This is a genomic window from Streptomyces sp. NBC_00554 (assembly GCF_041431135.1).
Taxonomy (GTDB): domain Bacteria; phylum Actinomycetota; class Actinomycetes; order Streptomycetales; family Streptomycetaceae; genus Streptomyces.
In genome coordinates this window covers 6,496,177-6,518,947 of sequence record NZ_CP107799.1, presented here as the reverse complement: position 1 = coordinate 6,518,947, position 22,771 = coordinate 6,496,177, and the positions used below count along the sequence as shown (strand labels likewise).

Annotated in this window: 21 protein-coding genes; 13 read left to right on the top strand and 8 right to left on the bottom strand. The window is 71.6% G+C overall.

Translation table 11 applies throughout. The features are described 5' to 3' along the window. Positions 1-189: 189 nt before the first annotated feature. Together OG266_RS28735 and chpG are read right to left on the bottom strand one after the other, a co-directional pair. Positions 190-993, bottom strand: coding sequence for a hypothetical protein (locus tag OG266_RS28735; protein ID WP_371549069.1), 804 nt, complete (start codon positions 991-993; stop codon positions 190-192). Between the two features lie 237 nt (positions 994-1,230). Then, positions 1,231-1,470 carry a chaplin ChpG gene (gene chpG / locus OG266_RS28730; protein WP_266461998.1) on the bottom strand — a complete coding sequence of 80 codons (240 nt, stop codon included), beginning with the start codon at positions 1,468-1,470 and terminating at the stop codon, positions 1,231-1,233. A 250-nt stretch (positions 1,471-1,720) separates the two neighbouring features. On the opposite strand from chpG, the gene OG266_RS28725 reads away from it, so the two are divergent. Genes OG266_RS28725 through OG266_RS28685 form a run of 9 tightly spaced genes read left to right on the top strand, consistent with a single transcriptional unit; the run spans position 1,721 to position 12,497 of the window. Continuing rightward, the gene (locus tag OG266_RS28725) at positions 1,721-2,821 is read left to right on the top strand and encodes a DUF3344 domain-containing protein (protein WP_371549066.1); all 1,101 of its coding nucleotides are present in this window, start codon (positions 1,721-1,723) and stop codon (positions 2,819-2,821) included. Positions 2,822-2,861: 40 nt separating this feature from the next. Further along, entirely contained in the window at positions 2,862-4,058 is a 1,197-nt protein-coding gene (locus OG266_RS28720) for a glycosyltransferase (RefSeq protein WP_371549064.1), read from the top strand. Continuing rightward, a complete protein-coding gene (locus OG266_RS28715) occupies positions 4,055-5,491 on the top strand; it encodes an exopolysaccharide biosynthesis polyprenyl glycosylphosphotransferase (RefSeq protein ID WP_371549062.1) in 1,437 nt (478 codons plus the stop codon). The genes OG266_RS28720 and OG266_RS28715 overlap by 4 nt, the downstream gene beginning before the upstream one ends. Before the next feature lie 40 nt (positions 5,492-5,531). Then, entirely contained in the window at positions 5,532-6,872 is a 1,341-nt protein-coding gene (locus OG266_RS28710) for an O-antigen ligase family protein (RefSeq protein WP_371552996.1), read from the top strand. Beyond that, a complete protein-coding gene (gene murJ / locus OG266_RS28705) occupies positions 6,869-8,839 on the top strand; it encodes a murein biosynthesis integral membrane protein MurJ (RefSeq protein WP_266461983.1) in 1,971 nt (656 codons plus the stop codon). Before OG266_RS28710 ends, murJ begins: the two co-directional genes overlap by 4 nt. A gap of 49 nt (positions 8,840-8,888) precedes the next feature. Further along, on the top strand, positions 8,889-9,581 hold the full coding sequence (locus OG266_RS28700) for a polysaccharide deacetylase family protein (RefSeq protein WP_323178319.1): 693 nt from the start codon (positions 8,889-8,891) through the stop codon (positions 9,579-9,581). Then, entirely contained in the window at positions 9,581-10,693 is a 1,113-nt protein-coding gene (locus tag OG266_RS28695; RefSeq protein WP_371549060.1) for a glycosyltransferase, read from the top strand. Before OG266_RS28700 ends, OG266_RS28695 begins: the two co-directional genes overlap by 1 nt. Positions 10,694-10,710: 17 nt before the next feature. After that, positions 10,711-11,370 (top strand): lipopolysaccharide biosynthesis protein, encoded by a 660-nt coding sequence (locus OG266_RS28690; protein ID WP_266461974.1) that lies wholly within the window; start codon positions 10,711-10,713, stop codon positions 11,368-11,370. Next, positions 11,367-12,497 carry a GNAT family N-acetyltransferase gene (locus tag OG266_RS28685; protein WP_371549058.1) on the top strand — a complete coding sequence of 377 codons (1,131 nt, stop codon included), beginning with the start codon at positions 11,367-11,369 and terminating at the stop codon, positions 12,495-12,497. Before OG266_RS28690 ends, OG266_RS28685 begins: the two co-directional genes overlap by 4 nt. A gap of 31 nt (positions 12,498-12,528) precedes the next feature. Here the strand turns inward: OG266_RS28685 and OG266_RS28680 are convergent, their stop codons facing one another. Beyond that, complete coding sequence (locus OG266_RS28680) at positions 12,529-13,842, bottom strand: glycoside hydrolase family 26 protein (RefSeq protein WP_371549056.1); 1,314 nt, start codon at positions 13,840-13,842, stop codon at positions 12,529-12,531. Positions 13,843-14,013: 171 nt separating this feature from the next. Between OG266_RS28680 and OG266_RS28675 the strand changes: the two genes are divergently transcribed. Together OG266_RS28675 and OG266_RS28670 are read left to right on the top strand one after the other, a co-directional pair. Then, a complete protein-coding gene (locus tag OG266_RS28675) occupies positions 14,014-15,276 on the top strand; it encodes an ATP-grasp domain-containing protein (RefSeq protein WP_371549054.1) in 1,263 nt (420 codons plus the stop codon). After that, positions 15,276-16,523: an NAD(P)-binding domain-containing protein gene (locus OG266_RS28670; RefSeq protein WP_371549052.1), complete on the top strand. Its 1,248-nt coding sequence runs from the start codon at positions 15,276-15,278 to the stop codon at positions 16,521-16,523. Before OG266_RS28675 ends, OG266_RS28670 begins: the two co-directional genes overlap by 1 nt. Positions 16,524-16,569: 46 nt before the next feature. On the opposite strand, the gene OG266_RS28665 is transcribed toward OG266_RS28670, so the two are convergent. The 3 genes from OG266_RS28665 to OG266_RS28655 form a co-directional block, all read right to left on the bottom strand. Beyond that, a complete protein-coding gene (locus OG266_RS28665; RefSeq protein ID WP_371549050.1) occupies positions 16,570-17,445 on the bottom strand; it encodes a chaplin in 876 nt (291 codons plus the stop codon). Between the two features lie 137 nt (positions 17,446-17,582). After that, positions 17,583-17,840, bottom strand: coding sequence for a chaplin (locus OG266_RS28660; protein ID WP_326723004.1), 258 nt, complete (start codon positions 17,838-17,840; stop codon positions 17,583-17,585). Between the two features lie 242 nt (positions 17,841-18,082). Continuing rightward, positions 18,083-18,493 (bottom strand): rodlin, encoded by a 411-nt coding sequence (locus OG266_RS28655; protein ID WP_266461963.1) that lies wholly within the window; start codon positions 18,491-18,493, stop codon positions 18,083-18,085. A gap of 252 nt (positions 18,494-18,745) precedes the next feature. Between OG266_RS28655 and OG266_RS28650 the strand changes: the two genes are divergently transcribed. Together OG266_RS28650 and OG266_RS28645 are read left to right on the top strand one after the other, a co-directional pair. Then, positions 18,746-19,156: a rodlin gene (locus OG266_RS28650; protein ID WP_266461959.1), complete on the top strand. Its 411-nt coding sequence runs from the start codon at positions 18,746-18,748 to the stop codon at positions 19,154-19,156. Between the two features lie 222 nt (positions 19,157-19,378). Then, positions 19,379-19,786: a rodlin gene (locus tag OG266_RS28645; RefSeq protein WP_266461957.1), complete on the top strand. Its 408-nt coding sequence runs from the start codon at positions 19,379-19,381 to the stop codon at positions 19,784-19,786. A 71-nt stretch (positions 19,787-19,857) separates the two neighbouring features. On the opposite strand, the gene OG266_RS28640 is transcribed toward OG266_RS28645, so the two are convergent. Both OG266_RS28640 and OG266_RS28635 read right to left on the bottom strand, forming a co-directional pair. Then, entirely contained in the window at positions 19,858-21,777 is a 1,920-nt protein-coding gene (locus tag OG266_RS28640) for a long-chain fatty acid--CoA ligase (protein ID WP_371549047.1), read from the bottom strand. A gap of 83 nt (positions 21,778-21,860) precedes the next feature. Then, on the bottom strand, positions 21,861-22,679 hold the full coding sequence (locus tag OG266_RS28635; RefSeq protein ID WP_371549045.1) for an SDR family NAD(P)-dependent oxidoreductase: 819 nt from the start codon (positions 22,677-22,679) through the stop codon (positions 21,861-21,863). Between the last annotated feature and the right edge of the window lie 92 nt (positions 22,680-22,771).

Below are 22,771 nucleotides of genomic sequence, written 5' to 3'. Positions count from 1 at the left end.
TACGCCCTGGCTAACGATGGCCGGACGCGACGGAAACCCCGTGTGCAGAAATTTCCTGCACCCCACCCGAATGAACGGCGCGTCGCATTCTCATATAAGAGCGAATGCAAAACAGCCGTCGTGCCGACCGGGACGGTCGGCACGACGGCTGGGTGGCGACTGCTTCGCCTCAGGCACCGCTCCCCGGGATCAGGAGGGCAGAAGACCGCCCGTCGGGAGGGCCGGAACCGCCGGGACCGCGGGAACTGCGGGAACCGCCGGAACTGCCGGAACCGCGGGGACCGCCGGCAGTGAGGACAGGCTCGGCAGACCTGGCAGGTCCGGCACGGGCAGGCCGCCGCCGAGCACCACGGCGACGACGAGGTTGACGAGACCCGTCACCACAGCCGTCGCGGCGGGGACCACTCCTGCAGGATCGCCGGAGGTGACCGCCGCGAGCAGCGTGTCGACCGCCTTCTGCAGCGCGGCGAGCGCGTCGGCCTTCAGGTCCGCCGGAGCCGCGGCACGCGAACCGCTCGTAGCGGGAGCCTTGTCGTCCTCGGCGGCCTCGTCGCTCTTGGGCAGCGCGGGAACAGCCGGGACCGCAGGAACAGCCGGGACCGCGGGAACAGCCGGCACCGTCGGCGTCGCGGGCACAGCCGGCACCTCAGGGACCGACACCGGCGGCGTCACCGGGGCCACCGCGGTGAGCTTGGCGATCGCGTCCTTCACGGCCTGGCCGAGCGTGGCCGCCTGGTCGGCGGAGAGCTGGCCGTCGTCGGCCTTGAGCGCGGCGTTGAGGAGATCGGTGACCGGGGTCAGCACGGTGCCGATGTCGGCCAGGGACTGGACCTGCGCCAGAAGCGCGTCCGCGCCGGGGACGGGTGCCGCCGCAGCGGAGTGGCCACGCGCCGAGTCGCTGTCCGCCGCGATGGCGGCCGGTGCGGCGATCCCGAGCAGAAGCGTGGCGCAGAGTGCGGAGGACGCTATGCGCCGTGCGGGCAGAGCACGCATGGATGGTTCCCTTCGATGGTTCGTTCGGACTTTGACCTTGTTCTCACCGTGGAAGTGGTCATCGCCGTCTGCAACCGATCGAGCGCTCCGCGTAGCGGCCCGGAGTCCTTGCCACCGGCGTCCTCCCTGGTGAGGAGCCATACCGGGAGCAGGAACCCGCTTCCCCCCATTCGGGGCAACGCGAACCGGCCGCCCTCCCGTTGGGGAGGACGGCCGGCAGAAGGGGCCGCGCTGACGTCAGTCGTTGACGCAGGTGTTGCCGAACGCGGGGTTCAGCAGACCGATGACGTTGACCGTGTTACCGCAGACGTTCACCGGGATGTGGATCGGAGCCTGCAGGACGTTGCCCGACAGGACGCCCGGGGAGTGGGCCGCGGCGCCGTGTGCGTCGCTGTCGGCGGCGGCGATGCCGGCGGTGCCCGCCACGGCGGCGGCGGCAACGGAGGTCAGGGCCAGGCCCTTCGCGATACGCGACATGGAGAAGTGCTCCTTGGAGTCGACACAACATCCGGGCGGGGATGCCCGGCTCTGGAATCAACGCGCGGCGCCCGCGCGGGTTGTGCCTCCGAAAGGGTGATCTCGTAAACCGCCGGGCTTTCACCATTCCGACACACTTGTCAGCTTTCACCGATAAATACGGATAGAGGCTAGTGTGGCGCTCCTCCCGAGGCCGCTTGGAAGCAGGCCTGGTCCCGAACCTTTTCCTCCCGAAAGGGCACCGCCGGTCATGCGTATTTCCCCGGGTCTTCTGCTGCGCCGTGCGTTGGTCGGCTGCTCTGCCCTCGCCACTGTGCTGGCGCCTGGCTGCCCCGCGACGGCCGCGCCGTCCGCCGTCGAGGCGGAGAGCGTCAACTTCACCCAGCGGTACCGCGCGCTGCAGCACGGCGGAATCGTCCGGGCGGCCAACTCCTCCATCAGCTGCCGTACGACGGTCACCCGGGCGGCGGCGGCGTCCTGCTCCGCGGCACGCGCGGGCGGACAGGCGGCCGTGAACAGCGACTTCGACATGTTCTACGTCGATGTCGACAAGGACCCGAACACGTACAACTCCAGCCTCGGCGAGGTCCGTCTGCCGCAGGGCGCGCGCGTCACGTACGCGCGGCTGTACTGGGGCGGCAACCTCCGGGTCGGTGAGCAGAAGCCGCCGAAGGACAACGGGCGGGTGCTGTTCGCGGAGCCCGACGGCGAGTACAAGGCCGTGCTCGCGGACACCGTGGTCGGGCACCGGGTGGCGCGCGGAGCCGATGCCTTCCAGGCCTCGGCGGATGTCACGAAGCTGGTGCGGGCGAGCGGTTCGGGGCTGTACACCGTGGCGCAGGTCAATGTCGCCATGGGCCGCTCCGCCGCCGGTGCCTGGGGCGGCTGGACGCTGATGGTGGCGTACGAGAAGGAGTCGGAGCCGCTGCGGCATCTGGCGATGTGGGACGGCTTCGACTCGCTCGGCCCGCGCGAGGACCAGGTGATCCGGTTGCGCGGCCTGCGGTTCCCCGCGGGGGCCGGCGGGCGTGCGGGCCTGGTCGCGTACAACGGCGACCGCGGGAGCCGGGGCGACTCGCTGACCGTGTCGACCGGGCGAGGCGGGCCGACAGCGCTGGGCGACGGGGCGAACCCCCGTGACGACGTGCTGAATTCGACGATCAGCGAGCCGGCGTCGGCCGCGGTGAAGCGAGTGCCCGCGTACCCGAACACGCTCGGCTACGACTCGGACGTCCTCGAACTTGGTAAGGGGATCCGGCGCGGGGGTGACCAGTTGACCTTCCGGCTCGTTTCGCAGCGGGACGCGGCGTGGGTCGGGGCACTGTTCACCGCCGTCGACGCGAAGCAGTGACGCGCGCGCCCGCGCGCCACCCTTGAGCGAGGAACCGCGCATGCAACTGTCAACCGACCCTCCGCCCCAGGTCCTTCACATCACCCAGCCGGTCGACGGCGGAGTCGCCCGGGTCGTGACGGACCTGGTGAGGGCCCAGCTCTCCACCGGAACGCACGTCACCGTCGCCTGCCCGGACGGCAGCGGCCTCGCACGGACGCTCCGGGCGCTCGGCGGTGACGTACGCGACTGGCAGGCGACGCGTGCGCCGGGGCCTTCGCTGCCTCAGGAGGTACGGCGGCTCGGGCGGGTGATCGCGGATGTGCGGCCCGATGTGGTGCACGCGCACAGCGCCAAGGCAGGGCTCGCCGCCCGGCTCGCCGTACGGGGGCGGGTACCGATCGTTTTCCAGCCGCACGCCTGGTCGTTCGAGGCCGTCGGCGGGGTCACCGCCGGGCTCGCGCTGAAGTGGGAGCGGTGGGGGGCGCGTTGGGCTTCCCGGGTGGTGTGCGTCAGTGAAGCGGAGCGCACCACCGGCGTACGCGCCGGAGTGCGCGCCCCCTGGCGAGTGATCCCCAACGGCGTCGATCCGGCGCGCTTCCACCCCGCGGCCGTGGACACCGTGCGGGCCGGGATCCCGCTGCTCGCCGAGGCGGGAGTCGGGCCGGTGAGCCCCCTGGTGGTCTGCGTGGGGCGGCTGTGCCGGCAGAAGGGGCAGGACGTCCTGCTCGAGGCGTGGCGCGAGGTGGTCCGGCGGGTGCCGACGGCCCGGCTCGTGCTGGTCGGGGACGGGCCGGACACCGGGCGGCTGCGTGCCGGGGCGCCCGCCGGGGTGCTGTTCGCCGGTGCCGCCGACGATGCCGTGCCCTGGTACCAGGCCGCCGATCTGGTGGTGCTGCCGTCCCGTTGGGAGGGCATGGCGCTGGCTCCGCTGGAAGCGATGGCCTGTGGACGTCCGGTCGTGCTGACGGATGTGGACGGCGCCCGCGAGAGCCTGCCGCCGGCGCTCCGATCACGTTGCCTGGTGCCGTCTCAGGCGCCCGGCCCACTCGCCCACGCGATCTCCGAACTGCTGTCCGATCCGCTGCTGCGCGAGTCCCTCGGCCACCAGGGCCGCCGCCACGTACTGACCACGCACGACGTGCGCCGCACGGCCGACGCGGTCGCGGACGTCTACCGCGAGCTGCTCACTCCGGGGCTCGGCGGACAGGCCGTGAGCGGGGAACACACCGAGTGCAGGGAGTCCATCCACTCGTGACTGCGGAAAGCACCGTTCCCTCCCCCGGCGGACAGCCCCGGGAGTACGGATCCTCACCCGTCTCGGTCATCCCCCCGCGCGGGGCCGCCGACGGCTTCAGATTGCCGGCCGGACAGCGGCCCTCCGTGCGGCGGGCCTCCCGCCTGCCGCTGCTCGCCGTGGACGGCGGTGCGGCGCTGCTGGCCGGCCTTGCGCTCACACAGACGCAGCGGCAGCCGCTCCTCGTCGTCGCGCTGGTGCTCGGAGTGGTCTGGCTGAACGCGCACGCGTCGCTGTACCGCGCCGAGCCCATGCCCGCCGTACTGGACGAACTGCCCGCGGTCTGCGCGCGGATCGCGGTCGCCTGGTGCGTGCCGGCGGCCCTGCTCGCGGCGCTCTTCCCCGCCGCCGCGCTGTCCGCCCGGACCCTGGCCATCGGCTGCGTCCTCCAGTCGGCGGCGAGCTGCGCGGGCCGGGGCACGCTGCACTGGCGGCGGCGCCGGGCCCTCGTGCTGCGCCCGAGTGCCGCGCTGGTGATCGGCCCCGCCGCGACGGCGCAGCGGGTGGCCGCGGCCTTCCTGCGTCATCCTGCGTGCGGAGTGCGGCCGGTGGGCATCGTCGCCGACCAGGCGACCGGGGGTGACGGGCTGCCGGTCCTCACCACGGGCGAGGAGGTGCAGCGGGCCCTCATCCAGAACAGTGTGCGGGCGGTGCTCGTCGTGAAGTCCGGCGGCGAACGCGGGCCGCTGCTGCGGGCGTTGGCCGAGGCGGGCTGCGCGGTCTGGGAGGTCGACGCGGACTCTCCGTCGTACGACAGCGGGCAGCACGGGCAGCTCGCGGGCTTCTCCTGCCGGCAGCTGTCCGCGCCGAGGCGGCATGGCAGCATCGGCAAGCGGCTCCTCGATGTCGCCGTCTCCGGAACACTGTTGCTGCTGGTCAGCCCGTTGCTGCTGGTGTGCGCTGTCATGCTGCGGCTGAGCGACGGCCCCGGCGTGGTGTTCCGGCAGGAGCGCATCGGCAAGGACGGGCGCCCCTTCACGCTGCTGAAGTTCCGCACGCACCGACCGGTCGACGCGCACGAGGCCGCGACCCGCTGGAGTGTGGCGAACGAGCGGGAGATGAGCCGGTTCTGCCACTTCCTGCGGCGCAGCTCGCTGGACGAGCTGCTCCAGCTGTGGAACGTGTTCTGGGGCGACATGAGCCTGGTCGGGCCGCGCCCCGAACGCCCGTACTTCGTGGGCAAGTTCAGCCAGACCTACCCCGGCTACGCGGCCCGCCACCGCATGCAGACCGGCATCACGGGCCTGGCCCAGATCCACGGGCTGCGCGGCGACACCTCGATCGAGGACCGCTGCCGCTTCGACAACGCCTACATCGACAACTGGTCGCTGTGGCAGGACATCTGCATCCTGCTGCGCACGGCCGCCGCGCTCGTACGTCCGACGGGGAGCTGACCCGGTGAGTCAAGCCCTGCCCCTCTCGCCCCTGGGCACCCTGACGTCCGCCCTCGGGCGCGCGCTGCCCGTCCTGCCCGTGGTCGCCGTGATCGCCCTCCTCGGGCTGCCGGTCGCGCCCGGCGGCGAGGGTGGCGCGACCGTGGCCGACGCCGTCTCCGGGCTCGTCGTGCTGTGCTGCGCGGTGCGTCTCGTACGAGGCAGGCGGCGTCCCCTGTCCCGTACCGCCGCCCTGGTCATCGGACTTCCCGTGGTCGGCATCGCGGTCGCGGCGGCCGGGGCGGCGAACGCGGGGGCCGGGATCACCGGCCTCGCCCGCTATCTCCAGATCTTCGTGCTGGTCCCGGCGGCGGTGCTGCTCCTTGTGCGGGACCGGCGCGACTTCCGGGTGCTGGCCTGGTCGTTCGTCGGGCTCGCGCTCTGGCAGGGGGCGATCGGGGTGCAGCAGTACGTCACCGGGACCGGTGCCACCTACCAGGGCGAGGACATCCGCGCGGTGGGGACGTTCGGGCCGACGGACATCATGGGGATGGCGACCGTGGTGGCGTTCGGCCTTGTGTGCGCGGTGGGGCTGGCGCTCGGGGCAAATACAGCCCGGCAGCGGACGGCCGCCGTGGTGTGCTCGCTGGTCCTGCTGCTGCCGCTCGCGCTGTCGTTCAGCCGGGGCGCGTGGATCGCCACGGCGGCGGCGTGCGGCGCGCAGCTGGTGCTGGCGGGGCTGCGGCGGGCGGTGAAGGTGGGTGCGGCGGTGGCCGCGGCGGTGGTGATCCTCGTGGGCGGTTTCGGCGTCGGCACCGCGATGCTCCAGGAGCGGATCAGCAGCATCACGCAGGTCGCCGACGCGCCGGACCAGTCGGTGACCGACCGCTACACGATGTGGGCGGCGGCCGTCGACATGTGGCGCGAACACCCCCTGACCGGCGTCGGGTTGAAGGGCTTCCCCGACCACCGCGACGGACACGCCTCCCTCGCCCTCTCCTCGGGCAGCGACACCGGAGGCGCAGGCGCCGCCTTCCGCAAGCAGCCACTGCTCTCCCCGCACAACATGTACCTGCTCATCCTCAGCGAACAGGGTCTGATCGGCCTGCTCGCCCTCGCGGGCAGCTGGCTGGCGCTCCTGGTGTGCGCGCTGCGGGGGCTCGTACGGGTGCGGCGGACTCCGTCGGGCGCCGACTGCGCGCTCGTCGCGTGCGGGCTGCTCAGCTGGCAGTTGATCGACTTCATGTACGCGGACATCGGCGGGCCCTCGACGGTCCTGACTGCTGTCTGCTTCGGGCTCGTGGGGTGGTGGGCGCTGGTGGATCCGGCTTCCTCGACCCCTGAGCCGGCGCCGGACCCGGTGGCAGCACCCGGATCACTGGAGGAGGCCTCGGCGCGATGACGGTGACGCCGCCTCGGGCCGGGGCCGAGGGTGGGGCGGGTGGCGTGGCCGGGGGCGAGGTCGGCGACGTGGCCGGAGGAGCGGGCGACGGTACGGCCGGATACACGGTCAGCGGTATGGGCGGGAGCATGGTCGGAGCCACGGCCGGGGGTACGAGCGGACACACGGCCGGCGGCGCGAGTGCCCACCCGGCCGGTGCCACCGCAGGCGGTACGAACGGACACGCGGGCGGCGGTACGAGTGGCGGCCCGGCCGGCGGCACGGTGGCAGGTACGGGCGGTGGCGCGATCGCACGTACGGGCAGTGGCCGCCGCGATCGTGCTCCCGGAGCTGTCCGCGGCGGCGCCCCCGCAGGCCCCGTTCCGCTGCCCGCCGCGCGCACCGCGCCCCCCGCGCCCCCGCACCCCGACGACCCGCCCTCCAGCCGCTTCCTCGCCAAGGCGGCCCTGGTCACCGTCGCCCTCTCCATCGCCGGGGCACTGCTGGGCCTCGGCCGGGACCAGGCGCTGGCGCATCTCTTCGGGGCCGGGTCGGAGACGGACGCGTTTCTGGTGGCGTGGACGGTGCCGGAGTTCGCCTCGACCCTGCTGATCGAGGACGGGCTGGCTTTCATCCTCATCCCGGCGTTCAGCATGGCCGTTGCCCGCCGGGCGCAGGGGGCCCCGGGCGATCCGGTCCGTGCGCTGGTCGCCAGTACCCTGCCCCGGCTGTCGCTGGCCTTCGTGGCCGCCTGCGCCCTGCTGATCGTCGGGGCGCCCTATCTGGTCGAGGGCCTCGCACCCGGCCTGCCTGATCCCCAACTCGCCGTGGACTGCACCCGGTTGACCGCGACCTGCGTCCTGGGCTTCGGGTTCGCCGGGTACTGCAGTGCGGTGCTGCGGGCGCACCGGCGGTTCGTCGCGCCCGCCGTCATCTACGTGGCGTACAACACCGGGATCATCACGGCGATGTTCGTGCTCGGCGGCCACTGGGGCGTGCGCTCGGCCGCCCTCGGTGTCGCGCTGGGCAGCGGGCTGATGGTGGCGGCTCAGGCGCCCTCGGTGTGGCGGCAGCTCAGGCGGAAGAAGGTGGCGGAGGACGCGGGCGGCGTCGAGGAGGCGCGTCCGATGGACCTGAGCCTCGTCACCACGGTGCTGCTCTTCGCCCTGTGCCGCCAGTCCCAGGTCCTCATCGAACGCTTCCTGGCCTCCTCGCTGCCCGCCGGCGCCATCTCGCATCTGAACTACGCCCAGAAAGTGGCCCAGATGCCGATGGTGCTCTCGCTGATGCTCTGCACCGTCACCTTCCCGGTGGTGGCGCAGGCGATCGCCGAGGGGGACACCGAGCGCGCCCGCACCCGCGTGGAGCGCGATCTCGCGCTGGTCTCCTGCACGGTGCTCCTGGGCACGGCGGTGGTCGTCGCGTGCGCGCCCCAGATGATCCAACTGCTGTTCCAGCGAGGCGCGTTCAACGCGCACGACACGGCGGCCACCGCGTCCGTCATGCGCGTGTACGCCCTCGGACTGCTCGGCCACACCCTGGTCGGCGCGCTCGTCCGCTCGTACTTCTCGGGCGGGCGGCCCACCTGGTACCCGCTGTTCGCGATGACCGCGGGGATCATCGCGACCTCCTGGATCGGCGCACTGACCGTCGGCTCCTGGGGCGTGCTCGGGATCGCCGCCGCCAACGCCCTCGGCATCACCATCAGCGCCGCGCTCCTGCTGTACGGCATGGGCCCGCGCAGCGTGCCGATCCACACCCGTGAGGTGCTGGCCGAGCTCAGCAAGCCGGTGCGCGCCGCGCTGGTCGCCGCAGTGGCGGGCGGGCTCTGCGCGAGCCGCATGGACTCCCCCTTGCTCGGCCTCCTCGCCGGCGGCACAGCCGTGACCGTCGTGTTCGCCCTGCTCGCCTGGGCCCTGGGTGTCCAGGGCTTCGCACCCGCCCTCCGTTCGCTCACACAAAGGCTCCCGCATGTCCGTTTCCGCTGACACCGCATCCGCCACCAGACGCCTCGACACGACGCCCCCGTGGGTGGCGATGTACCACTCGGTGGGCGACCCCACCGACGACCCGTACCGCATCACGGTCTCGCCTGACCGCCTCGACCAGCAGCTGACCTGGCTGCGGCGGCGAGGCCTGCGCGGTGTGAGCATGAGCGACCTGCTCGCGGCGCGCGCCCGGGGCAAGGGGCGCGACCTCGTCGGCCTCACCTTCGACGACGGGTACGCCGACTTCGTCGAGACCGCGCTGCCCCTCCTGCAGCGCCACGACTGCGGCGCCACCCTCTTCGTCCTGCCCGGCCGGCTGAGCGGTGACAACGCCTGGGACCCGCTCGGCCCCCGCAAGCCGCTGCTGAGCAAGCAGGGCATCCGGCTCGCGGCCGCCTCCGTGGGCATCGAGATCGGCTCGCACGGGCTCACCCACGTCGACCTGACCAAGGCCGACGACGCCCTCGTGTACGCCGAGGTCGCCGAAAGCAGAGCGGTGCTCTCGGAGTTGATCGGTGCTCACATCGCCGGCTTCTGCTATCCGTACGGGACGATCGACCAGCGGGTCGTGGACGCCGTACGGGACGCCGGATACACGTACGCCTGCGCCATCGACCCCGGCCCGCTGACCGGCCCGTACGCCCTGCCCCGCGTCCACATCGGCGACAACGACACCGCCGTACGCCTGCTCCTGAAGCTCAAGCTGCACCGCCTGCGCCGGCGCCCGGCCGAGGGGGTCTGATGAAGGCCCTGCACATCATCACGGGCCTCGGAGTGGGCGGTGCGGAGCAGCAACTCAGGTTGCTGCTGCGCCACTTGCCCGTCGACTGTGATGTCGTCACCCTCACCAACCCGGGCTCGGTCGCCGACGGGCTCACCGACGACGGCGTACGCGTCACCCACCTCGGCATGGGCGGCAACCGCGACCTCGCCGCGCTCCCCCGCCTGGTGAAGCTGATCCGCGCGGGCCGGTACGACCTCGTGCACACCCACCTCTACCGGGCCTGCGTGTACGGCCGGATCGCCGCACGCCTGGCGGGAGTCAGGGCCGTGGTGGCCACCGAGCACTCCCTGGGCGACTCGCAGATGGAGGGGCGCAGGCTGAGCACGGGCGTCCGCGCGCTGTACCTGGCCAGCGAGCGGCTCGGCCGGTCCACGGTCGCCGTCTCGCCTACCGTCGCCGACCGGCTGCGCCGCTGGGGCGTGCCCGGACCGCGCATCGACGTCGTGCCGAACGGCATCGACCTGGCCCGCTTCCGCTTCGACCCGGTGCTGCGCGAGCGCACCCGCCGCCGGCTCGGGCTGCCGGACGGCGCGTACGTCGTCGGCGGCGTCGGCAGGCTCACCGCGGGCAAGCGGTTCGACGTACTGGTCCGCGCCCTGGCCGAACTGCCCGACGACTACTGGCTGTTGCTCGTCGGCGGCGGCGCGGAGGAGAGCGTGCTGCGGCGGGCGGCGCAGCAGGCCGGGGTCGCGGACCGGGTGCTGTTCACCGGCGAGCGCCCCACCGGCGGCTTTCCCGGGGCCGATCTGCCGTCGCTGATAGCGGCCATGGACGTCCTCGCCTCGCCCTGCGCCGAGGAGGCGTTCGGCCTGGCCGTCGTCGAGGCGATGGCGGCCGGTCTGCCCGTGCTCTACGTGTCCTGCCCGGCCGTCGAGGACCTGCCACCCGGCGCCACCCTGGGCACCCGCCGGGTGCAGGGCGGCTCGGACTCGTTCGCCCGCGCCCTGAAGAAGGTCCGCGAGGAGGGCCCCGCGCCCCGCTCGGTACCGGACGCCGCACACCACTACTGCATCACCCGCAGCGCCGCACAGCTCATGGACGTGTACGCGGCCGCTCTGTCCCGCACCTGACTGGGAGTGAGTTCCTCATGACCGAAAACCCCACCAGAGGCCACCGCCCGAACGGCTCGGCGGCCCTCGCCCGTGCCAAGGTCCTGCCGCCGTGGTCCCTGCTCGCCGCCGGCGCCGTACTCGGCGGGCTGGTCGGCGGCGCGTACGGCGTCGTGAAGCCACCGGCGTACACGGCGACGAGTTATGTCGTCGCCGTACCGACCGAGCAGTCGGACCCGGCCGCCGCCCTCGGCTTCGCGCAGGCGTACGGCCGGGTCGCCACACAGCTCGCGGTGCTCGGGGACGCGCAGGTGTGGGCCGGTGTGCCGGTGAAGACGCTCCAGCAGAGCGTGTCGACCGCGACCTCGCCGGACGCCCCGATGGTCTCCATCTCGGCCACCTCTTCGCGCCCCGACCTCGCCGCCGACATGGCCAACGCGGTCTCGCGCGCGCTGACCCGGCACGCGAACGACGCCAAGGCCGACACGAACGTCGAACTCGAGCAGTTCGCCCGGGCCACGAAGCCCACCCAGGCGTCCTCGGCCTCGCCGACGGTCACCGGTCTGGTGGGCGCCAGCGCGGGCGGCCTGCTCGGCGGTCTGGTGCTGCTCGTCCGCCCTCGGCGCACCGCGGACACCGCCCGCCCGGCCTCGGTGCCGAGCCCCGCCACGGCCGCCGATGTGCGCGGGCAGATGTGAGCGGCACGCTGCAGACCGCTCCGGCGGGCACCCTGGTGGCCGAACTCGTCACCGACGAGCGCGAGTTCGCCGAACTCGGTCCGGCCTGGGGCCGCCTGTACCGGAGTTGCGCCGCGGCCACCCCGTTCCAGAGCCACGCCTGGCTGCACTCCTGGTGGCTCTCGTACGGCACTCCCGGCCGGCTGCGTCTGGTGCTCGTGCGCGATGACGGCGGCGAACTCCGGGCGGTGGCCCCGCTGATGCGGGTACGCCGTCCGCTGCCCGCGCTCGTACCGCTCGGCGGGGCGATCTCCGACTACGGAGACGTCCTCATCGACGACGAGCACGCCGACCGGGCGGCCGCCACGCTCGCCGAGGGGCTGTCGGCGGCGGCCCGTACCGCGCTGATCGACTTCCGTGAGGTGCGACCCGGCGGCGCGGTGGAGCGGATCTTCGAGTGCTGGCGCGGGCCGCGCAGCCGAGTGCGTGACTCGCTCTGCCTGGAGCTGCCCGCCACGTCGATGGACGAACTGGTGAGCCGACTCCCCTCGTCGAAGGCCCAGCGGGTACGGGCCAAGCTGCGCAAGCTGACCGCGCTCGGGGTCGAGCAGCGCGTCGTACACCATGACGAGGTGGACGCGGCGCTGCGGCGGCTGCTCGAACTGCATCAACTGCAGTGGCAGGGCCGGAAGGTGACGTCGGAGCATCTTCAGGAGCGGTTCGCCGAGCATCTGGTCCGGTCGGTGGGCCCGATGGTGCGCTCCGGGGACGCCGTGGTCACGGAGTTCCGGCTCGACGACACCGTGATGGCCGTGGATCTCACACTGCTGTCGCGGCGCCTCGCGGGCGGCTATCTGTACGGCGCCCACCCGCAGCTGCGGGAGCGGAAGGCGGATGTCGCGGTGATACTGCTGAACGCCTGCGCCCAGCACACCGAGGCGGGCGAACGCGCGGCGCTGAGCCTGCTGCGCGGCGACGAACCCTACAAGCGCCACTGGCGTCCGGAGCCCGTCGTCAACCAGCGTCTGCTCCTCGCCCGGCGGCGTACGGCCCCGCTGATGTCGGCGGTCGTCTGCGACGTCGCCGCGCGCAGCCGGGGCAAGGAGCTGTTGCGACGCTGGAGGGAGCGCGGTGGCGGCAGTCCCTGAACGACCCGCCGCCACCGCTCTCATTCCTGGGTCACCGGCTGCGCGACCACCAGTCGAAGCGGAGGCAGAGCTTGCCGCCGATCCAGTACTCGACCCAGTCGCCCAGGTCCAGCGGCGAGCAGTTGGGCGGGGGGACCGGCTTGGACGGAGGCGTCGGTTCGGGTGTGGGAACGGGTGTGGGAACGGCCTGGCCGGAGAGCGCCGCGCGGTAGATCTCGGACGCCTTCGGGTTGTCCGAGCACTGCCACACACCATGCGGGCAGTAGTCGGTGACCGTGTTGTACAGCGGCTTGTGCTCTGTCATCCAGGCGAGCATGCGCCTCATGTACGTCGCATTGTCGCCGTTGCGGAAGAGTCCCCATTCAGGATAGGAAATGGGCTTGCCATGGGATTTGGCGAAGTCCACGTGCGCCTGAAGGCCGTAGGGCTCTTTCACCTGCTCGTCGAATGACAGCCCCGTCGGCTGGTCGTACGAATCCATACCGATGATGTCGACCGTGTCGTCCCCCGGATAGCACTGCGTCCAGGGGATGGCGTCCCGGCCGCGGTTCGGGGTGAAGTCGAACCGGAATTTCTGTCCCGGCACCGCCCGCATGGTGGTGACGATTCTGTTCCAGTACTTCTTCCAGGCCTCCGGGTCGGGACCGCAGCGATGGGTGTAGGTAATGCCGTTCATTTCCCAGCCGAGCACGATGACGGTGTCCGGCACGTTCAGCTCGACAAGGCGTTCGGCGAGCGCACGGAAGTGCTTGTCGAACATTCCTGCCGCGGCCTGGCGCAGCAGCAGCCGGACCTCGGCGTCGGATACGCCCTCCTCGTTGCGCTCCATCATCGGCACGTTGAGGACGAGCATCCGGTCGTCCTGCTCGAGCCGCCAGTCCGCCCAGACGTCGAGGAATCCGTGGGCGCCCTCGATGTTGCTCCAGCGGTCACCGGGCAGATACGTGTGCCCGACGCGGAGTTCGGTGCCGCCCAGCCACCTGCTGAGCTCGGCGATCCGGGCGACACCGCGGGCGCCGTAGTCCAGGTAGGCGCCCACGGCGGGGGCCTTCTCGGCGGGCTTCGGTTCCACGGAGGGTACGGCGGGCGCGGTCGTGTCCGCGGGGGTCGCGGGCGTCGTGGGCGTCGTCGCCGGTGGTGTGAGCGGTGTGGGTGTCACGGGTGTCGTCGGCGGGGTGACTGACGGGGTCACCGTCGTCGGTGTCGGCGCCGGAGGATCGGCGACTCGCACCGCCCCGGCGCCCACGGCGTATCCCGGACCCGACGCCAGGGCGACCGACGCGACGATTCCGGCCGCGACGCACGCCAGCCGCCTGCTCCGGGGCCGTTGCTGCTGTGGGGCCATGCCTGACCTCTCTCCACTCTGCTGATCCGACGGCGCTTTCCGTCTTCCGTTACTCCGATTTGCCCTCTGCCTACTGACACTCAGTCATATGAATACCCATTCCGCCAACCGAGGCTCCGGCCTTTGAGTGCGCCGATCACCCGCACGGGTGACCGACCCGAAGGAAATTCCGTGCCGTTTCTCGACACCCGAGTCCCCGCAGTCCTTCTGCGGATCGACCGGAACCCCTTTCACCACGGAACGCTGGGGGCCGTACGCTCACTCGGCAGAGCGGGCGTGGAGGTGCATGTCGTCGCCGATTCAACGGGAAGTCCCGTCCGCAGGTCGCGTTTTGTCTCCGAGATGCATCCCCCGCCACCGCCCGGCGCATCCGCAGGAGAAATCGTCGCAGCATTGCGCCGAGTGGCCGCGCGCGTGTCCCGTCCCGCCGTACTGATCCCTATGGATGACGCGAGCGCCGTCGCGGTGGCCCAGTGCCGTGAGCACCTCGCACCCTCCTATCTGCTGCCGCAGCAGCCCGGCGCCCTCGCCGAGCTCGTGGCCGACAAGGCGGAACTGGCCGCCCTGTGCGCGAGCGCGGGCATTCCGCACCCGGTGACGCTCATCCCGGACAGCCCGGCGCAGGCGGCCGCGGCAGCCTGGCAGTTGGGGCTGCCGGTGGTGGCGAAGTGGAGCCGCCCGTGGCTGATGCCCACCGGGACGGGGCTGCGCAGCACGGTGGTGGTGCACTCGGCGCAGGAGGCACAGGCGCTGTATCTGCGCGCCGAGGAGGCGGGCAGCCGACTGCTGTTGCAGGCGTACCTGCCGCCGGGGCCCGACCGCGACTGGTTCTTCCACGGATACGCCGACCGGTCGGGGGCGGTGTGCGGTGGCGGCCCCGGCCGCAAGCAGCGCGCCTGGCCGCGCGGCGCCGGACTGACCGCGGTCGGCCGCTGGACCCCCAACCCGCAGCTCCAGTCGCTCGTCGAACGGCTCGTCGGAACACTGGGCTACCGCGGCGTCTTCGACCTCGACTTCCGCAGGGACGGCGCGAGCGGCCGCTACCACCTGCTCGACTTCAACCCCCGCCCCGGCGCCCAGTTCCGGCTCTTCGCCGACGGAGCCGGCCTGGACGTCGTACGCGCCCTGCACCTGGACCTCACCCACCGTCCGCTGCCGGCTCCGGCCCCGCTGCCGGGCCGCGCGTTCGTGGTGGAGAACTACGCCCCGCTCAGCGCCCTGCGCCCGCAGGCAAGCGGCTGCGAGCTGGCCTGGCACGCACGGGACGACCTCGCGCCCGGGCTCACGATGTGGGCCCTGTGGTGCCGCCATGTGTTCCGGCGCCTGCTGGACCGCGTACGGCGTTCGGCCCCCGTCGCGGCCCAACCGCGGGTCGTACGGCAGCCGGGCGAACCGAATCCCCTGACCGACGACGAGAAAGCGAGCAGCTGCTGATGTACGACCTCCTGGTGGTGGGAGCCGGCCCGTACGGCCTGTCCGTCGCCTCCCACGCCGCGGCGGCCGGGCTGAGCCTGCGCGTGCTCGGCAGGCCCATGGCGTCCTGGCGGGACCACATGCCCGACGGAATGTTCCTGAAGTCTGAGCCGTGGGCGTCGAACCTCTCCGACCCCGAGGACCGCTGGCGCCTGGACACGTACTGTGCCGGTCAGGGTGTCCGGGCCCGGCACGGCGAGCCCATCCCGGTCGAGATGTTCGCCTCGTACGGCCTGTGGTTCGCCCGCAACGCGGTGCCCGAGGTCGACGAGCGCACCGTGGTCCGGGTGAGCGCAGTCCCCGGCGGCTTCGAGGCGGTCCTGGCCGACGGCGAGATCCTGCACGCTCGCACGGTCGCCCTCGCCGTCGGCGTCCTGCCCTTCATCGAGGTACCGGCCGTCCTGCGCGAGCTCGGACCCTCGTACGTCTCGCACAGCAGTCACCACGGCGACCTCGACCGTTTCCGCGGCCGGGACGTCACGGTGATCGGCGGCGGCCAGGCCGCGCTGGAGACGGCCGCCCTCCTCGCCGAACAGGGCAGCCGCGTCCGGGTCCTGGCCCGCGCCGGCCGGCTGAACTGGAACGACGTGCCGCCCGCCTGGGAGCGCCCGTGGTGGGAGTCCGCCCGCACCCCGCACAGCGGCCTGGGCTGCGGCTGGCGCAACTGGTTCTACGCCGAGCGCCCCGGCCTCTTCCACCGCCTCCCGGAGACCACCCGCGCCCGGATCGCGGCCACGGCACTGGGCCCGGCGGGCGCCTGGTGGGTCCGCGACCGCGTCGAGCCGGCCGTCGAGTTGCTCCTCGGCCACGAGGTCGCGGCGGCCCACGCGTCGGACGGCGCCGTACGGCTGGAGACGGTGAGCCGCGACGGCGAGGCGACATCCCTGGAGACCGAACACGTCATCGCGGCCACGGGGTTCAAAGCCACCCGTGAGCGGCTCGGCCTGCTCTCCGACGAACTGCGCGGGGATCTCGCGGCGGTGGCCGACGGTTCCCCCGAGGTCGGCCGGGACTTCGAGTCCTCGGTGCCCGGCCTCTTCATGGCGGGCCTGGTCACGGCGTCCGGCTTCGGCCCGGCGATGCGTTTCGTGCACGGCGCCACGTTCACGGCGGGCACGCTCGTACGGGGGGTACGGCGGCGGCTGGGCACGATGCCTGTGCCGGTACGGCAGCAGCGGCGCGAGGCCCTGGACCCGGCCCGGCGCTGACGCGGGCTCGGGTGCCGGGCGCGTGAGGCGTCCGGCACCCGGGGTGCTACCGACGGGACGCGGCTCGGCCTCGTCGGTACAGGACGGTTCCGCCCGCGAGCAGGGCGGCGCTTGCGGCCGAGGTCGCGAGCAGTCCCTCACTGCCGGTGTGCGGCAGGGTGGGCGGGGGCCCGGGGGGAGCTACGGGCGGGGTTGTCGAAGGAGTGGACGGTGTCGTCGTGGGGGGCGTCGTCGGCGGCTTGGTGGGCGGGGTCTTCGTCGGCGGCGTCGTGGTGGGCGGCGTCGTCGTCGGCGGCTTGGTCGGCGGCGTTGTGGGAGGCGTCGTCGGCGGGGTGTCGCCGTAGCCTCCCGGGCCGTTCTCGCAGTCGTTGCCGAACGCGGGGTTGCCCACGCCGACCACGTCCGCCGTGTTGCCGCACGCGTTCACCGGAACGTCGACCGGCGCCGCGACGTTGTTGCCCGACAGGATGCCGGGCGAACCGTGCGTCTCGCCGTACGCCGAGGATCCGGAGCCACCGCCGGAACCACCGCCGTGGTCGCTGCCAGGCCCGCCGCCGTAGCCGCCCCCGTGGCCGCCGCCCGAGTCGTCGGAGCCGTAGCCGGACGAGTCGTCATGGCCGGAAGAGCCATGCGAGCCGTTCGACCCATGCGACCCGTTCGACCCGTGCGATTGGTTCGACCCGTGCGATTGGTTCGACCCGGACGAATCCGCGCCGTTCGCACAGGAGTTCCCGAACGCCGGGTTGAGCGCGGCGATCACGTTGAGGGTGTTGCCGCAGGCGTTCACCGGTGCGTTCACCGGGAGCTGGAGGCTGTTGCCCGAGCCGACTCCCGGCGAGTCCTTGGCTGTTCCGTTCGCGTTCGAGTCGGCGAGGGCGGGGGTGGCGTACAGGGACAGGATGCTCGTCGCGGCCGCGGCCACGACCACTCCCCTACTCAGGGTCTGTCGCAATCTCGTTGTCTTCCTGCTTGATGAAGTGAGGAAAGCCGGCCTTGGAACCGAAAATGCGTTCCAAGGCCGGCCGTGGCACAGCCGAAGCGGCTGATGTGCCGTCTGCGTCAGTCGTTGATGCAGGTGTTGCCGAACGCCGGGTTCAGCAGGGCGATGACGTTGATCGAGTTGCCGCACACGTTGATGGGAACGTGGATGGGAACCTGGATCACGTTGCCCGAGAGGACACCCGGCGAGCCGATGGCCGCACCATGGGCGTCGGCGTCCGCGAAGGCGGGGGAGGCGAGTCCCAGGGCCATGATCGCGCCGGCGACGACAGCAGCGCTCTTCTTGAGCTTCACGTGCTTTCCCTTCTCTGCGGTCATGCCCCTATGACGGCCGAAGCCGAGCGAGCACAGCATGAAAGGCTCGCACCATGACCTGCAGGCTGTAAACGAGGGACAGCCGATCGAGAAACTACACAACGTAATCCACTTGGTAATTCACTCGAATTGCCCTGCACCAAAGCTCGATTCACCCTGCACCGAAGCAGGAAGGAAATCGCGGAAAAGCCCGGGCCCGCCCATTCGTCAACGCGACGGGCGGCCCGAGCCTTTCGAGACAGCGGTCAGTGGTTGCCGATGCCGTTCCCGGAGAGAACCGGGATGTTGCTCAGGATGTGCGACAGCGGCTCGTCACCCTTGGCCTGGGTCGAGTTCTCGGCGCACTGCTGGTTCTGCGGGGCCGACAGGATCGGGATGTCCTGGAGCGCCACACCGCCAATGAGGGCGGCTCCGCCCACGTTGCCCTTGACGGGCACGCCGAGGCAGAGCTTGTTCAGCGAACCCTGAGCCAGGCTCAGCTGCGGGCTCTTGTCGCCCTTGGTCACGGAGTTGCCGAACTCCTGGACCGCACCGTTTCCACTGACGGAGTTGGTGCCGTTGCCGTCACCGATGGCAAGCGCCTGAGGGGCGGCCGCCGCCGAGATACCGACCACGGAAGCGGTGACCGCCACCGCGGCCATTGCCTTCTGAAGCATTTCGCGTTCCTTTCCTGTGCAGACACACGTGTTCCTGCTCTCGCATCAACCCGGCGCGAACGGATTGGTTGCGGTGATTCACCCGAATGGCCCGTTCGGAACGAGGAAACGCATGGGACTCCGAATTGGCGCGCGCACGCCGGAATCACTCTTCGACGTGGGCCATCGGAGTGAAACAGAGCAACCAAGAGCGGCCGGGGCAGTTGACCAGAGCGCTCCGGTGGACGGGGTTTCTCCAGAAGGGACTAGCTAGTGATCAAGAAGGTTATGGCTGCTGCGGCGGTCGCCGCTTCCGTCGTCGGTGTGTCCGCTGCCGCCGCGACGCCGGCGATGGCGATCGGCAACGACAACGGCACGACGTCCACCAGCGGCAACGGTGCCGTGCAGACGTACGGCAACTCGGCCACGTACGGCAAGATGAGCCCCCAGATGGCGCTCATCCAGGGCTCGCTCAACAAGCCCTGTGTCGGCCTGCCCGCGAAGCTCAACCTCGGTGGAGCCGCCCTCATCGGCGGTGTCGCGCTCCAGGACATCCCGGTCCTGTCGGCCCCGCAGAACCAGCAGTGTGTCGAGAACTCGACCCAGGCCAAGGGCGACGAGCCGCTGTCGCACATCCTGAACAACATCCCGGTCCTGGCCGGCAACGGCGCCGGCAACAAGTAGTTCTCTTCTGAGTTCCCGTCAGCGGGCCGCCGATCCATCGGCGGCCCGCCGGCTTGTGTTCACGGCAGCGGCTTGTGTTCACGGCAGCACGGGCGCGCCCCTGCACGGCGTTCCCAAACACACGCTGGGCCAAACGGGGCATAACCCGCAACCCCGGCAGGCGCTACGCAGTTGATCATTACGCAGCTCCTCACTGGAGTCCGCTTTCTGAAGGGAATGAACATGAAGAAGCTGTGGGCAACCGCCGCTATTGCCGCTTCCGTCGCCGGCATCTCGGCCGGGGTCGCCCCCCAGGCCCTGGCGATCGGCAACGACAACGGCACCCAGTCCACCAGCGGCAACGGCGCGGTCCAGGAGTTCGGTAACTCCAAGACCGAGGGCGACATGAGCCCGCAGCTCTCGCTCATCCAGGGTTCCCTGAACAAGCCCTGCATCGGCCTGCCCGCGAAGGTCAACGCCGGCGGCATCGCGGGCATCGGTGGCGTCGCGCTCCAGGACATCCCGATCCTGTCGGCCCCGCAGAACCAGCAGTGTGTCGAGAACTCGACCCAGGCCAAGGGCGACGAGCCGCTGTCGCACATCCTGAGCAACATCCCGGTCCTCTCCGGCAACGGCGCCGGCAACAAGTAGTTCTCAGCACCGGGAGAGCGGGCCGCCGAGCACATCGGCGGCCCGCTCTTTTTCATGTCCGGCGCACGTGCTCAGCTCCCGTACAGCGCCTCGATCTCGTCCGCGTAGGCCGCCGTCACCGCATGGCGCTTGACCTTCAGGGACGGGGTGAGCAGTCCGTTGTCCTCGGTGAACTCGCCTGCCACCAGGGTGAACCGGCGAATGGATTCGGCGCGCGAGACCGCGTCGTTCGCATGGTCGACGGCCCTCTGGACGTCGGCGCGCATCCGGGGATCGTCCGTGAGCGCGGACAGCGGGGTGTCGGCGGGCAGTTGGCGTACGGCGAGCCAGTGGGCGACGGCCTCGGGGTCCAGGGTGATCAGGGCGGCGATGTACGGGCGGTTGTCGCCGACGACGATGCACTGGCCGACGGGCGGGCGGCTGCGCAGGCGGTCCTCCAGGACGGCGGGCGAGACGTTCTTGCCGCCGGAGGTGACGAGGATGTCCTTCTTGCGGCCGGTGATGGTGAGGTAGCCGTCCTCGTCGAGGGCGCCGAGGTCGCCGGTGGCGAACCAGTCGCGGCGCAGTACCGCGTCCGTGGCCGACGGGTTGTTCCAGTAGGCGCCGAAGACGACGCCGCCCTTGATGAGAACCTCGCCGTCGTCGGCGATGCGGATCGCGGTGCCGGGGACAGGGAGGCCGACCGTGCCGGGGCGGGGGCGCAGGGGCGGGACGATCGTCGCCGCGGCTGTCGTCTCGGTGAGGCCGTAGCCCTCGTAGACGATGATTCCGGCGGCGTAGAAGAAGAGGTTGAGGTCGCGGTCGAGCGGGGAGCCGCCGCTGATGGCGTAGCGGGCGCGGCCGCCGAGTTCCTTGCGGATACGGCGGTAGACCAGCAGGTCGTAGAGCGCCCAGGCGGCGTACAGGCCCGGTCCTGGCCCCTTGCCCGTCCCCAGGAACTTGTTCAGGTACGCCTCTCCGAAGCGGACGCCGATGCGGTGGGCGCGGTCGAAGGAGGCGCCGCGGCCGATCTTCTCGGCGGTCGCGCGGCCGGTGTTGTGGATCTTCTCGAAGAGGTACGGGACGCCGACCAGGAAGGTCGGCCTGAACTCCCGTAAGGCGGGCCGGAGTTCATCGGGCTTGATGCTCGGGCAGTGGCCCACTTCGATGCGGGCCATCAGGCAGGCGATCTGGAGGGTGCGGCCCATGATGTGGGCGAGCGGGAGGAAGAGGAGGGTCGAGGCGGTCTGGCCGGTGACTTCCTTGAAGATGGGGTGCAGCAGCTCGACCGTGTTGGCGGCTTCGGCGTGCAGGTTGGCGTGGGTGAGGACGCAGCCCTTGGGCCGGCCGGTCGTTCCGGAGGTGTAGCAGAGGGTGGCGATGGCGTCCGGGGTGAGGGCGGCGCGGCGCTTGACCACCTCCTCGTCGGGGATGTCCCGGCCCAGGGTGGCGAGTTCGGCCAGCGCGTTCGCGTCCAGCTGCCAGACGCGCGGGAGTTCGGGGTGCCGGGCCGTGGCGGTCGTCACGGTGTCCGCGTTCTCGGGGGTCTCGACGATCACGAAGTGTGCGCCCGAGTCCCTGACGATCCACTCCACTTGCTCGGCGGACGAGGTCGCGTAGACGGGTATGGACTGGCCGCCGGCTGCCCAGATCGCGAAGTCTAGGACCGTCCACTCGTAGCGTGTACGGGACATCACCGCGACCCGGCCGCCCGGTTCGAGCCCTGCCGCGATCAACCCCTTTGCCGTGGCGGTGACTTCGCGGGCGAAGGCCGCCGCGGTGACGGGGTGCCAGGTGCCGTGTTCCTGGCGGCGCAGGACGACGACGTCCGGGGTCTCGGCCGCGTTGGTGAAGGGCAGGTCGGCGGTGCTGCCGGTGGTGGGGCCCGGGGCCAGCCGGGCTGTGCGGGCCTCGCGGACCTTGCCGGTGTCGTCCCTGGTCAGCTCGACCTTGGTGCGGGACGCGAGGTCGGTGCGCTTCTTCGCCCGTTTCAAGTCCTTGCGTACGCCCATGGTGGCTCCCGGTCGCAGGGTTCCTGAACGGGGGTCAACTTACCCGCGCGTAACGGAAATTCAACGGGTCGTGCGTGACCGGTTCACGCGGCCGCCAGTTCGGAGGGCTTGCGCTCCGGCTCCAGCACCTTGCGCGTGACGCGCTTGGCGATCGCCGCCACCAGGGTGCGCGGGCGGCGGGGGGTCAGGTGGGCGCCGAGTGCGTTGCCCAGCCCCGGGGTGACGTAGGCGCGGTCGCGGTCGAGGGCCCGCAGGGCTGCGCGGACGACCGGTTCCGTGGTGGTGAAGGAGCCCGTCACCGCGGCCTTGCGGGTGCCGATCGCGTCGAAGAAGCCTGTCTCGACCGGGCCCGGGCACAGGGCCGTGACGCGGATGCCGCGTCCTCGGCACTCCTGGCGCAGAGCCAGCGAGAAGTTGAGGACGAAGACCTTGGTGGCGCTGTAGACCGCGAAGTACGGGCCCGGCTGGTAGCCCGCCGTGGAGCCGACGTTGAGGACGGCTCCGGAGCCGCGCTCCAGCATGCCGGGGAGCAGGGCGTGGGTGAGGTCCACGGGGGCGACGACGTTGACCATGATCTCGTCGTGCTCGCGCGCCGGGTCGATTTCCTCGAACCGGCCGCAGGTGCCGAAGCCTGCGTTGTTGACCAGCAGGTCGACGGTGAGGCCGCGGGCGGTGAGGGCGTCGGTGACCCGGGCGGCGGCATCGGGCTCGGCGAGGTCCTGGGGCAGGACGTGCGCCTGGACGCCGTGCCGGGTGCGCAGGCGCTCGGCCAGTTCTTCGAGGCGGTCCTGGGAGCGGGCGACGAGGACCACGTCGTGGCCGCGGGCGGCAAGCTGAGCGGCGAATTCGGCGCCCAGTCCGGAGGAGGCACCGGTGATGAGGGCGGTGGATGTGGTGGTCATGGCTGTTCCCCTTCGAAAGGTCGGGTGAAGGCGAGCCGGTATCTAACTAGGACACCACTGTAGCTCTTATTCTCTTATCTGCAACAGCTATG